The 12,317-nt window shown below is 47.1% G+C and carries 12 protein-coding genes; all 12 read left to right on the top strand.

Translation table 11 applies throughout. The features are described from left to right. Positions 1–56 precede the first annotated feature (56 nt). The 12 genes from AC58PQ_RS13365 (at position 57) to ftsY (ending at position 12,315) form a co-directional block, all read left to right on the top strand. On the top strand, positions 57–566 hold the full coding sequence (locus tag AC58PQ_RS13365) for a YceD family protein (RefSeq protein ID WP_497242407.1): 510 nt from the start codon (positions 57–59) through the stop codon (positions 564–566). A gap of 37 nt (positions 567–603) precedes the next feature. Continuing rightward, positions 604–777, top strand: coding sequence for a 50S ribosomal protein L32 (rpmF, locus tag AC58PQ_RS13360; protein ID WP_056624823.1), 174 nt, complete (start codon positions 604–606; stop codon positions 775–777). A 118-nt stretch (positions 778–895) separates the two neighbouring features. Next, positions 896–1,510, top strand: a complete 615-nt coding sequence (gene fapR / locus AC58PQ_RS13355; RefSeq protein ID WP_477590688.1) for a transcription factor FapR — start codon at positions 896–898, stop codon at positions 1,508–1,510. Next, positions 1,494–2,498, top strand: a complete 1,005-nt coding sequence (plsX, locus tag AC58PQ_RS13350) for a phosphate acyltransferase PlsX (protein WP_497242406.1) — start codon at positions 1,494–1,496, stop codon at positions 2,496–2,498. Before fapR ends, plsX begins: the two co-directional genes overlap by 17 nt. Further along, positions 2,495–3,481 carry a beta-ketoacyl-ACP synthase III gene (locus tag AC58PQ_RS13345; protein WP_497242405.1) on the top strand — a complete coding sequence of 329 codons (987 nt, stop codon included), beginning with the start codon at positions 2,495–2,497 and terminating at the stop codon, positions 3,479–3,481. The genes plsX and AC58PQ_RS13345 overlap by 4 nt, the downstream gene beginning before the upstream one ends. A 57-nt stretch (positions 3,482–3,538) precedes the next feature. After that, positions 3,539–4,489 (top strand): ACP S-malonyltransferase, encoded by a 951-nt coding sequence (gene fabD / locus AC58PQ_RS13340; RefSeq protein WP_497242404.1) that lies wholly within the window; start codon positions 3,539–3,541, stop codon positions 4,487–4,489. Continuing rightward, positions 4,476–5,216, top strand: a complete 741-nt coding sequence (fabG, locus tag AC58PQ_RS13335; RefSeq protein WP_497242403.1) for a 3-oxoacyl-[acyl-carrier-protein] reductase — start codon at positions 4,476–4,478, stop codon at positions 5,214–5,216. The genes fabD and fabG overlap by 14 nt, the downstream gene beginning before the upstream one ends. Before the next feature lie 85 nt (positions 5,217–5,301). Then, entirely contained in the window at positions 5,302–5,535 is a 234-nt protein-coding gene (gene acpP, locus AC58PQ_RS13330) for an acyl carrier protein (protein WP_028558238.1), read from the top strand. A 91-nt stretch (positions 5,536–5,626) separates the two neighbouring features. After that, positions 5,627–6,862: a beta-ketoacyl-ACP synthase II gene (gene fabF, locus AC58PQ_RS13325; RefSeq protein WP_497242402.1), complete on the top strand. Its 1,236-nt coding sequence runs from the start codon at positions 5,627–5,629 to the stop codon at positions 6,860–6,862. A 60-nt stretch (positions 6,863–6,922) separates the two neighbouring features. Further along, positions 6,923–7,624: a ribonuclease III gene (gene rnc, locus AC58PQ_RS13320; RefSeq protein WP_497242401.1), complete on the top strand. Its 702-nt coding sequence runs from the start codon at positions 6,923–6,925 to the stop codon at positions 7,622–7,624. A gap of 93 nt (positions 7,625–7,717) precedes the next feature. Next, positions 7,718–11,293, top strand: coding sequence for a chromosome segregation protein SMC (gene smc, locus AC58PQ_RS13315; protein WP_497242400.1), 3,576 nt, complete (start codon positions 7,718–7,720; stop codon positions 11,291–11,293). 32 nt (positions 11,294–11,325) lie between these two features. After that, the gene (gene ftsY, locus AC58PQ_RS13310) at positions 11,326–12,315 is read left to right on the top strand and encodes a signal recognition particle-docking protein FtsY (RefSeq protein WP_497242399.1); all 990 of its coding nucleotides are present in this window, start codon (positions 11,326–11,328) and stop codon (positions 12,313–12,315) included. Positions 12,316–12,317: the final 2 nt, after the last annotated feature.

The raw sequence follows: 12,317 nt of genomic DNA, 5'->3' as shown, positions 1-12,317 counted from the left end.
GACAAATGATATGCGTAATGGATATAATAATCTTTGTTTGTTTGGGGTGAATATACATGCAAATTCGTTTTAGAGAGCTATCTCTGCAAGGGCAGCCGGTACCAATGAGCGAAGTAATGAATTTGACGGAACCTTTTGAGGGTCGTCAAGACATCCTTGGCCATGGACCTGTTCATGTCAATCTTCATGCTAAGTATGAAGAAGGACTTGTTAAAGTTAACGGTATGTTAACGCTAGACTTGGAGTTAAGCTGTTCCCGATGCTTAACGCACACTAACCAAACAATTAAGCTTCCTTTCAGGGAAGTTTTCATGCAAAAGCCGGAAGAAGAAGATCCAGAGCTTGACGAGGATATTCATCTGGTGGTTGGGGATAAAGTAGATTTGGAGCCTTACGTTGTAGAGAATGTAGTGGTTGGATTACCGTACATACCACTTTGTAACGAAGCGTGCAAAGGTCTCTGTCCCGTGTGCGGAGAAAATCGCAATCAACGTGATTGCGGCTGTAAGCAGGATAAGATTGATCCTAGACTTGCAGGTCTCGCGGACTTTTTTAACAAAGAATAAGGCAACGCCGAAATTCGTATAAGGAGGTGTTTTGAATATGGCAGTACCTCAAAGAAGAACGTCCAAAACTCGTCGCGACAAGCGCCGTACTCACTTTAAATTGGAAGTTCCAGGCATGGTGAAATGTGAACAATGTGCAGAGCTTAAGCTAGCGCATCACGTTTGTAAATCTTGCGGAACATACAAAAGCAGAGAGATCGTAAAAGCATAAGATTAGACATAGTACTTCATCCTAGGTGAGGTGCTATTTTTTTTGCTTTCTTTTTGTTTGTAAATTTAATATACTACAGTTTAGTATCTGGTAATAAGATGAGATCTCACGAGATAAGGTGGTGCTTACCATCGAACGCCTTCCTAAACGACAAAGGCAGCAGCAGCTGTTGCAAGCCATTGAAGCAAACCCTTTTATGACGGATGAGGAATTGATGCGAACGTTTGGGGTTAGTATCCAAACTGTCCGCTTGGATCGATTAGAGCTCGGTATTCCTGAACTGCGGGAACGCATGAAGCATATGGCCGTCAAAACGTATGATCCTGTGCGTTCACTTCCCATTGATGAAGTTATTGGGGAAGTCATTGACTTACAATTGGATCAGAGCGGTATTTCGATTTTTGAAATAAAAGAAGACCATATTTTTTCAAGAACCAAAATTGCCAGAGGACATCACATTTTCTCACAAGCCAACTCGTTGGCTGTTGCTGTCATTGACGATCCGATTGCTTTAACAGCTTCGGCCGATATCAAATTTGTACGATCAGTAAAGCTGGGAGAAAAGTGTATCGCCAAAGCCTATGTGCGATCTGTTTCCAAAGGGAAAGCACGCGTAGAGGTGTTCACTTATGTGGGCGAAGAAACGGTGTTTCGAGGCAACTTTGTCATCTTTCATTCGAAGAAAGAGCAACATCTAGATAGGGAGGACAAGCTCCATGCGGATCGCGATTGATGCAATGGGCGGAGATCATGCGCCTAAGATCGTAGTTGAGGGTGCTCTCGCAGCGGCTAAAGAGTGGAAGGACGTACATATCATTCTAGTCGGTAACAGCGCCGCGATAGAAGCTCACCTCACAGAGAGGCCAGATAACCTAACGATCCGTCATGCGGAAGAAGTTATCGAAGCCGAGGATGAGCCTGTCAAAGCAGTTCGTCGTAAGAAAGACGCTTCCATGGTCGTGGCAGGAAGATTGGTGCGGGAGAAAGAAGCCGAGGCCATGATTTCTGCAGGCAACACAGGAGCATTGATGACGACGGGATTGTTAATCGTAGGAAGAATTCCCGGAATTGAACGTCCAGCATTAGCACCAATGATTCCTACCATGGATGGTAATGGTGTGCTTGCATTAGATTTAGGAGCGAACATGGATGCAACCCCAGAGCAATTGATCCAATATGCGATTATGGGCAGCATTTATCGTTCCAACGTGCATGGCATTTCCAAGCCTCGCGTAGGTTTGTTGAATGTCGGGACGGAATCGACCAAAGGGAATGAATTAACCAAAACAGCATATCCTTTAATGGAACAAGCTCCGATTCATTTTGTTGGCAATGTAGAGTCTTCACAGATACTTCGTGCTAAATGTGACGTTATCGTCTGCGACGGCTTTGCTGGAAATATTATGTTGAAATCACTGGAGGGCGCAGCGTCCACCATTTTCTCAGCATTAAAGGAAGAATTCACCAAATCCATCTTCTCCAAGCTTGCGGCAGCCGTTTTGAAGCCAGGGTTGACGCAATTCCGCAAGAAGCTGGACTATAATGAACATGGAGCTGCACCATTTCTCGGTATTGATGGATTAGTACTGAAAAGTCATGGTTCATCCGATGCAAATGCCATTAAGAATGCCGTTCGTCAAGCAAGAATCGCATTACAAAATGATTTGGTTGGCACCATATCTGCCGAAATTAGCCGCGGGAAGCGAGATATAACAACATGAACTTAATACCGGTTGGGGTACTCGGAACGGGTAAATATGTACCAGAACGTATTTTAACGAATCAAGAACTAGAAACGATGGTCGAAACAAATGATGAGTGGATCGTATCCAGAACCGGCATACGTGAGAGAAGAATCGCGGCAGAAGGACAAGCTACGTCCGATCTCTGTTATGAAGCTTCCTTGGTTGCCTTGTCTAATGCTGGAATTACAGCGGATCAGCTAGATCTAATTATCGTAGCAACCATCACACCAGATATGTCATTTCCATCTACGGCATGTATTCTTCAAGAGAAATTGGGAGCGAAGAAAGCAGCAGCATTCGATTTATCGGCGGCTTGCTCAGGCTTCGTGTATGGACTAGCGAATGCCGCTAATTTCATTGCCACAGGTACATATAAATACGCGCTCGTTATTGGCGCAGATTGTTTGTCCAAAATTACGGATTACACCGATCGCAACACTTGCATTCTTTTTGGTGATGGAGCAGGAGCTGTTGTTATTGGCGAGGTGCCTGAAGAAAGAGGCTTCAAATCCTTTGAATTAGGTGCAGATGGTACCGGAGGTCCTCTTCTGAAAATTGAAGGCGGCGGTTCCCGTAATCCAGCTTCACAGAACTCCCTTGACCAACGTTTGCATTATATCTATATGGCTGGAGCCGAGGTATTCAAGTTTGCTGTTCGCATTATGGGGAATGCAGCGGATGAAGCTCTGCGTAAAGCGGGCTGGGAAAAAACAGACATTGATCTGCTTGTCCCTCACCAAGCCAACATGCGAATTATTCAATCCTCACTGAATCGCTTGGAATTGTCGGCAGACAAATGTATGATTAACTTGGACAAGTACGGCAATATGTCGGCTGCCTCCATACCAGTTGCGCTAGCAGAAGCTTCTGAGCAGGGTAGATTAAGTCAAGGTGATCGTCTGGTCTTAGTTGGCTTTGGCGGCGGACTCACTTGGGGTGCTGCGGCTTTGGTTTGGTAATTCGTTTTCTAAATAAAAAATGACTGAATATACCGTGGAAGGGGATCCTTTTCTCGTATGGGTAAAATAGCATTTGTATTTCCTGGTCAAGGTTCACAGTCCGTGGGTATGGGGCAAGACCTATACACATCGCTGCCAGCGGCCAAAGCTTATTTTGACCGCGCGAACGCAGCGCTGGGCTTTTCCTTGTCTGATCTGATCTTCCAAGGTCCAGAGGACCAATTGAAGATCACGTACCACACGCAGCCCGCGCTGCTCACGACAAGCATCGCTTGTCTCGAAGCGTTCAAGGTTGCAGGCATCACGCCAGACTATGTCGCAGGACATAGTCTCGGTGAGTACAGCGCGCTCGTCGCAGCCGGCGTGCTCGCGTTTGAAGACGCGGTCCGCACCGTACGTGCCCGCGGCGAGTTCATGGAGCAGGCCGTCCCAGGCGGCCTGGGCGCCATGGCAGCCGTGCTGGGAGCCGAGCGCGGAGCGCTGGCGGAGCTTTGCGCGGCTATCACAAGCGGCGGCTCCGTCGTGGAGCTCGCCAATGTGAACTGCCCGGGACAGATTGTCGTCTCGGGCAGTAAGGAAGGCGTTGCAGCGGTTGTCGAACGCTGCAAGGAAGCTGGCGCGAAGCGTGCCATCCCGCTCGAGGTGAGCGGGCCGTTTCACTCTTCCCTCATGAAGCCAGCCTCGGAGCGCCTCGCAGAGGTGCTCGCGTCCATCGAGATGAGGGATGCAGCCGTGCCCGTTGTCGCCAACGTAACGGCGCGTCCTGTGACCCAGCCGAGCGATATTCGCGGCTTGCTGGTGGAGCAGGTGTATTCCCCTGTTCTTTGGGAAGACACGATTACGTACCTGATCAGCCAAGGCGTGGATACGTTCATCGAGCTAGGCTCGGGAACGGTGCTTGCTGGCTTGATCAAAAAGGTCGACAAAACGGTGAAATCCGTGTCGATTGGCAGCCTGGAAGCGCTGGATAAGTACATACAGGAGGTACACAATCATGTTAACGGGTAAAGTGGCACTCGTCACAGGAGCTTCACGCGGTATTGGCCGTGCGATTGCTTTGCATTTGGCTGAACACGGAGCAGATGTTGCTGTGAACTACGCAGGCAGCGAAGCAGCGGCTGGTGAGGTTGTAGCAGCGATTGAAGCAATGGGGCGCAAAGCTATTAAATTGCGCGCTGATGTGAGCAGCTATCAGGAATCCGAAGATTTGGTCAAGCAAACGATAGAAGTTTTTGGTAAAATTGATATTCTCGTGAATAATGCGGGCATAACAAGAGACAATTTAATCATGCGAATGAAAGAAGAAGAATTCGATCAAGTGATCGCGACGAATCTCAAAGGCGTGTTCAATTGTGTCAAAGCTGTTACACGTCCAATGATGAAGCAGCGCTTCGGTCGAATTATCAATATATCTTCTGTAGTTGGCGTGCTCGGTAATCCGGGTCAAGCTAACTATGTAGCAGCAAAAGCTGGCGTAATTGGCTTAACGAAAGCTACTGCGAGAGAATTATCTTCCCGTGGTATTACGGTTAATGCGGTGGCGCCAGGCTTTATTGAAACCGATATGACAGACAAATTGTCTGCCGAGATGCGTGAGCAAATGCTGAAGCAAATCCCGCTGGAACGCCTTGGGCAGCCAGAGGAGATTGCGAAGGTTGTTCGCTTCTTGGCTTCTGACGATGCCTCTTACATGACAGGGCAAACGCTCCATGTAGACGGCGGAATGTACATGTAAGTTTCTAGAAAATGAGAATTACAAAATTGCCTACTGGCAATCTGTCAAAGATTCTCGTATAATACCAAATGAGGAGGTGAACCGGATGTCCGACGTATTGGATCGTGTTAAACGAATTGTAGTCGATCGTCTAGGGGTTGATGAAGCTGAAGTCACCCTCGAAGCATCTTTCAAAGAAGATCTAGGTGCTGATTCTCTCGATGTAGTTGAATTAGTAATGGAATTAGAAGATGAGTTCGATTTAGAAATTTCAGATGAAGATGCTGAGAAGATTACGACAGTAGGAGAAGTTACGAATTACATAAAATCTCATACGTAATAGTCTACAGAGTCCCGTTTCTAATAAAGACGGGACTTCTCTCCATTCTCACAATAAAAAATATGGAATCACTACATAGAAGGTGGTACAAATGAACAGAGTTGTAATTACAGGTATGGGCGTAGTTACTGCCCTTGGTCAGGATTTAGAAACATTTTGGGGAAATCTGACTTCTGGTAAATCAGGCGTGGGTTTGATCGAGAATTTTGATGTAAGCGAATACCCGACAAGGATTGCAGCTGAGATCAAAGATTTCAACATTGAGAACTACGTAGATCGCAAAGAATCTCGTCGGATGGACCGTTTCGTTCAATTTGCGGTTGCAGGCGCTTTGAATGCGCTCAAGGACGCGAATTTGAACGTGAAGGATGATACCGATCCGGAACGCGTAGGCGTTTCAGTAGGATCAGGCATTGGCGGTTTGAACACGTGGGAAGAGCAACATCGCATTTTGTTGGAAAAAGGGCCTAAACGGGTTTCGCCTTTCTTTATCCCGATGATGATTGCGAACATGGCCTCTGGTCATGTATCGATGGTTACGGGTGCGAAAGGGCCGAACTCCACAGCCGTAACGGCTTGTGCAACAGGTACGCATTCCATCGGTGACTCATTCAAAATGATTCAACGTGGCGATGCTGACGTGATGATTTGCGGTGGTGCTGAGGCAACGATTACTCCGATTGGTGTAGCTGGTTTCTGCGCATTGCGTGCGATGTCAACTCGCAATGAAGAGCCGCATTTGGCAAGTCGTCCGTTTGATACTGGTCGTGATGGCTTTGTTATGGGTGAAGGCGCTGGTGTACTCATTCTGGAGTCACTTGAGCATGCTCAGAAACGTGGCGCACGTATCTATGCGGAAGTTATCGGTTATGGCATGAGCGGAGACGCCTATCACATGACAGATCCAGATCCAGATGGCGCTGCGCGTTGTATGGTGAAAGCGATTAAGGATGCGAAGATTGAGCCTGAGGCGATTTCCTACATTAACGCACACGGAACTTCGACACCTGTTGGAGATAAATCAGAGACGATTGCCATCAAGAAAGCGCTAGGCGAGCATGCCTACAAGGTCGCAGTTAGCTCGACGAAATCCATGACAGGTCATTTACTTGGCGCTGCAGGCGGTGTGGAAGCTGTGATTTGCGGTCTAACGATTGCAAACAGTCTCATTGCACCAACGATCAACTTGGACAACCAAGATCCAGAATGTGACTTGGATTATGTACCGAACACTGCTCGTGAAGCGAACGTAGGCATTGCGATGTCGAACTCCTTCGGCTTCGGCGGTCATAATGCAACCATCATCATGAAAAAGTTTGAAGCATAATTTACCTGCCTGCGACGAAAGATAACGGAATATCATTCTCTCCGGGTGGTGAAGTAAGGCGTGAACCGTGATATTAAGGATTTACAGAAGCAGATAGGTGTCTCGTTTCGCAAAACGGAGCTGCTGAAGCAAGCTTTTACACATTCGTCCTATGTGAATGAACATCGCATTGCTGGACACAAAGATAACGAACGGCTTGAGTTTCTTGGAGATGCCGTACTTGAATTAACAGTTTCGGAATTTTTATATGAATCTTATCCTGGGCGTTCTGAAGGTGAATTAACGAAGCTGAGAGCCTCCATTGTCTGCGAGCCCTCGCTTGTGACATTTGCCGAAGATTTGGATTTCGGTGCCTTTGTCTTACTAGGTAAAGGGGAAGAGTTAACGGGGGGACGATCACGGCCAGCACTTCTCGCAGATGTGTTCGAATCCTTTGTTGGCGCTCTATACTTAGACCAAGGCTTAGAAACCGTTAAAGCTTTTCTTCAGAAGCATGTATTCGCCAACATTTCCAGTGAAGGCAAGCTGCTCGTGATCGATTACAAGACGCAATTACAAGAGCATACCCAGCATCATAATATGGGTTCCTTGGAATACCGGATTGTGAACGAACGGGGTCCTGCACATGAGCGAGAGTTCGTTGCTGAAGTGCATATGGATAGCGAGCTATTGGGAACTGGTGCAGGTCGTTCGAAGAAAGAAGCGGAACAGCAGGCTGCTGCTGGCGCGCTGTCCAAATTAAACGTAACGGTACAACGATAGTGAAAAACCAGAAGAGGCGGCAGCTGCTGCCTTTTTTGTATTTTTCTCTTATTTTGACATGCGATATGTTACAATACTTTTTGAGGTGAGACCATGTTTTTGAAACGGATCGAATTATCCGGGTTTAAATCATTCGCGGACCGGACGGAACTCGAATTTGTGAGAGGCATTACCGCGGTTGTAGGTCCTAACGGGAGTGGAAAGAGTAATATCTCGGACGGGATTCGTTGGGTGTTAGGGGAACAAAGCGCGAAGTCCTTGCGTGGCGGTAAAATGGAAGATGTCATTTTCGCTGGCAGCGATGCACGTCGTGCAGTGAATTATGGGGAAGTCTCATTAACATTAGATAATTCATCGCAGTCGCTTCCGTTGGATTTTAATGAAGTTACCGTGACACGAAGAGTACATCGCAATGGGGATAGTGAATATTTGATCAACAAACAGCCTTGTCGATTGAAGGATATCACAGAGTTGTTCATGGACACGGGTATCGGGAAAGAAGCATATTCCATTATTGGACAAGGTCGTATTGAAGAAATTTTGAGTACGAAATCGGAAGATCGTCGAGGCATCTTTGAAGAAGCTTCGGGGATTGTTAAATATAAATCGCGGAAGCGCGAAGCAGAGAAGAAATTAAATGATACTGAGCAAAATTTGCTGCGAATTCATGATTTAGTCTCAGAGCTTGAGGATCAAGTTGAACCGTTGCGTGAACAATCGGAGAAAGCGATTCGTTTTAAAGAGCTGAAGGAAACACTCAAAAGCAGTGAGATCTCCATGTATGTCCATCAGATCGATCAGATTTATGTGGCTTGGAATGACGCTACGCAGCTGCTAGAAAAGTTAACGAAAGAGCAAACGGAGCTGTCAACGATCGTAAACCAGCATGATGCGCATTTGGAGAAGCATCGTTGGGAAACACGTAGGCTAGAAGAAGAGCTAGAAACGCTGCAAGAAAGTCTGCTAGGTCTAAGCGAAGAGTTCGAGAAGTGTGAGGGTCACGGTGAGGTTCTTAAAGAACGGAAAAAGAACTATGTGACGAATCATCAGCAGCTAAGCACGACAATCGCGATGCAAGAGCAGCGTAAATTAGATAAAGAAGCAGATTTGAGCGAGCAACGTGATAAAATCATCCAAATTGGCGCACAGCTATTCGAATTCCAAGCCAAGCTGACTGCGGAAGAGCAGCGCTTACAAGGGGTAAGCGGAGGCATCAGTTCCTCGCCTGAGGATCAGTTGAAGGGTGAATTGCTTGAAACCCTTAACCGCATGGCACAGTCTCGCAATGAAATTCGTTACGCCGAGCAGCAAATCGAAAGCATCGGACGCCGTTTGGACAGACTTGATGAAGAGCGTCAGAAATGGGCGGATCAGCGTGAGAGTATTTCGCGTCGTAAGCAAGAGCTATCAGCCAAGTTGGCAGAAACAGTAGGAGATATTGAGAAAGCAAGACAAGAATATGTCCAACTAACCCAAGCTCTCAAGAGCAAGCAAGGGCTGCTGGATGAAGCGCAAGCTATGGTGCGGAAATGGGAGCAAAAGCTCGATGGCTTAATTTCCCGCCGCGACACCATGAAGGAGATGGCCAATGATTACGATGGCTTCCAACAAGGTGTTAAGGAAGTACTTAAAGCGAAAACGCGCAAAGATCTACGCGGAATTCGCGGTGCGGTGGCTGAGCTTGTCAAAGTACCTGCCAATGTGGAAGTGGCCATTGAAACAGCACTAGGCGGTGCCCTGCAAAATATTATCGTTGAGACAGAGGCAGATGGCCGTGAAGCGATCGCATTCTTGAAGCGTCGTCAAATGGGACGAGCTACCTTCCTGCCTATGAATGTCATTCGCGGACGTTCGATCTCCGATCATGAGAGCCAAACATTAAAAGCTTCGAAAGGGTTTGTGGGGATTGCGGTTGATCTTGTCTCCTTCGATGCAACGTATACCAATATATTCTCCAGTTTACTGGGGAATGTGGTTGTAGCGGAGAGCCTAGAAGATGCTAACCACATCGCAGCCAAAGCGCAATATCGTTACCGTGTTGTGACACTGGAAGGTGATGTTGTCAATCCAGGCGGCTCCATGACGGGCGGAAGCTTGCAGAAGAAGTCGACGAATTTATTAGGCCGCCAGCGTCAGATCGAAGAGCTTGATGCTGAAATCGCAACATCCGAGGGTCAGCTTAGCGGTTTGCGCAGTCAATCTAGTTCATTGAAGCGTGAAATTACAGATGAAATGCTGAAGGTAGAACAGCTTCGACAATTGGGTGAGCAGCAGCGTATTACGGAGCAACAAATTCGCGCGGAACTGAATCCGTTGGAATCGGAAAGCCGTACCGTAGAACAGCAGCTAACACTGGATAGTCAAGATAGAGGCGCCCTACTGGAAGAACGTACTGAATTTAGCCGTAAAAAAGTCGAAAGCGAAGCAGCACTCGCTCAGCTCCAAGAAGAGGAAGCATCGCTACAACAAGCGATTCGTGATGCGGAGAGCTCTCGTAAAGCGAGTGAATCCGTGAAAGAAGAGCTGCAAAGCCAATTGACAGATTTGAAGGTCAAGGTAGCCTCGACATCGCAAGAGAAGCAGTCCCTTCAAGATCAACAACGACGCTTACAACAGGATCTAAGCGATGTGGAGCGTGAGGTTGAAGTCAATCGTGGCCTACTATCCCAATTGGACAGCGATATGGCAACACTTGAGCAGGAAACTGTGCAGCAAATTGAGCTTTTGAATGATTTGAAGCTAAAGAAGCAGCAATGCTCCGAAAGCATAGATTTCAAGCGGGCGGAACGTGCTGACTGGTTACAGAAACTTGAACACGGCGAAAATGAGACTCGTACGCAGCGTATTCAACTAAAGCAGGTTGAAGAAAATCTCCATCAAACCGAAGTGCGCGTAACGCGCCTAGATGTGGAGCTTGAGAATCTGCTCAAAAAGCTTGCCGAAGAATATGAGCTAAGCTATGAGCTGGCGAAAATGCGCTATCCTGTGCCTCAGGATATTCAAGGCACACAGAGTAGAGTGCGTGAGCTGAAACGTGAAATTGCTTCGCTGGGTGATGTGAACCTAGGAGCGATTGAGGAGTATGCGCGCGTATCAGAACGCTTCGAGTTCCTGAATTCGCAAAAGGATGATTTGATCGAAGCGAAAACAACACTGTATCAGGTTATTCGCGAGATGGATCAGGAAATGTCCAAACGATTTAAAACGACTTTCGATGCGATTCGCTCCCATTTTGGGGTCGTATTTGCGAAATTGTTCGGCGGCGGTCGCGCAGATTTAATTCTGTCCGAGCCTGAGAACATGCTCGATACGGGTATTGAGATTGTCGCTCAGCCGCCAGGCAAAAAGCTGCAAAATCTTCAATTACTGTCCGGTGGCGAACGTGCGCTGACAGCAATTGCTCTCTTGTTCTCAATTATTCGCGTGAAACCAGTGCCATTCTGCGTACTGGATGAGGTAGAAGCCGCGTTAGATGAAGCGAACGTATCTCGATTTGCCGAGTATTTGCGTGAGTTTTCAGAAATGACGCAGTTTATTGTAGTAACACATCGTAAAGGGACGATGGAAGAAGCCGACGTGTTGTACGGCGTCACCATGCAAGAGGGCGGCGTTTCTAAGCTTGTATCGGTAAGATTAGAAGACGAGGAAGCGACGATGACGGCGTCTTAAAATGAAATCAAAGGATTCATTTAGGAGGAACTATGAGTTTTTTTAAACGATTGAAAGATAGTATTTCGAGTAAGGCCGAGGCGGTAACGAATAAATTTAAGGAAGGTTTAACGAAAACGCGAGATGCGTTCGTGAACCGTGTCGATGATTTATTTAGCCGCCGTAAGAAAATAGATGAAGATTTTTACGAAGAACTGGAAGAAATCCTAATCGGGGCAGACGTTGGCGTGAATACGGTTCTGAAATTAATTGATGAACTGCGTGCTGAAGTTAAAAAACGTAAAATCGAAGATCCAGCCGAGCTTCAGCCAATTCTTTCAGAGAAATTGATTGAGTTGCTGAAAGGGGATGCTGATGCGGGGCTGAATATCAATCCCAATGGCCTAACAGTCATCCTGTTCGTTGGTGTAAATGGCGTAGGCAAGACGACGACAATCGGTAAAATGGCCCACATGTTCAAATCTCAAGGTAAAAAGGTGTTGATGGCAGCTGGCGATACGTTCCGTGCTGGCGCCATTGAGCAACTTGAAACTTGGGGAGAACGCGTTGGTGTTGATGTGATTAAACAACAATCCGGCGCAGATCCTGCCGCGGTTATGTACGATGCTGTACAAGCAGCCAAAACGCGTGGTGTGGATATCCTTTTATGCGATACAGCAGGTCGCTTGCAGAATAAAGTGAATCTGATGGAGGAGCTTAACAAGATCTATCGTGTTATCCAACGCGAAGTTCCTGATGCACCCCATGAAGTCATTCTCGTTCTAGATGCAACGACGGGGCAAAATGCCCTTAGCCAAGCCAAGCTTTTTGGTGATAAAACAGGTCTTACGGGCTTAGTATTATCGAAATTGGATGGAACAGCCAAGGGCGGAATCGTTGTGGCGATTCGTCAGGAACTCTCACTTCCGGTTAAGTTTGTAGGACTTGGTGAGAAAATGGATGACCTGCAGCCGTTCGATTCCGAGCAGTTTGTTCATGCGCTTTTTGGCAAATGGATAGGCGAACAGACTGACAAGGTATAATG

This window comes from Paenibacillus sp. J22P143 (genome assembly GCF_059692035.1).
The sequence above is the reverse complement of the archived record's forward strand: the minus strand, read 5'-3'. Positions and strand labels throughout refer to the sequence as shown.

Coding starts and splice junctions, on each gene's coding strand:
- fabF (WP_497242402.1), top strand. CDS start 5,627: ATGAACAGAGTTGTAATTACAGGTATGGGCGTAGTTACTGCCCTTGGT.
- rpmF (WP_056624823.1), top strand. CDS start 604: ATGGCAGTACCTCAAAGAAGAACGTCCAAAACTCGTCGCGACAAGCGC.
- acpP (WP_028558238.1), top strand. CDS start 5,302: ATGTCCGACGTATTGGATCGTGTTAAACGAATTGTAGTCGATCGTCTA.
- plsX (WP_497242406.1), top strand. CDS start 1,494: ATGCGGATCGCGATTGATGCAATGGGCGGAGATCATGCGCCTAAGATC.
- AC58PQ_RS13345 (WP_497242405.1), top strand. CDS start 2,495: ATGAACTTAATACCGGTTGGGGTACTCGGAACGGGTAAATATGTACCA.
- fabG (WP_497242403.1), top strand. CDS start 4,476: ATGTTAACGGGTAAAGTGGCACTCGTCACAGGAGCTTCACGCGGTATT.
- AC58PQ_RS13365 (WP_497242407.1), top strand. CDS start 57: ATGCAAATTCGTTTTAGAGAGCTATCTCTGCAAGGGCAGCCGGTACCA.
- smc (WP_497242400.1), top strand. CDS start 7,718: ATGTTTTTGAAACGGATCGAATTATCCGGGTTTAAATCATTCGCGGAC.
- ftsY (WP_497242399.1), top strand. CDS start 11,326: ATGAGTTTTTTTAAACGATTGAAAGATAGTATTTCGAGTAAGGCCGAG.
- fabD (WP_497242404.1), top strand. CDS start 3,539: ATGGGTAAAATAGCATTTGTATTTCCTGGTCAAGGTTCACAGTCCGTG.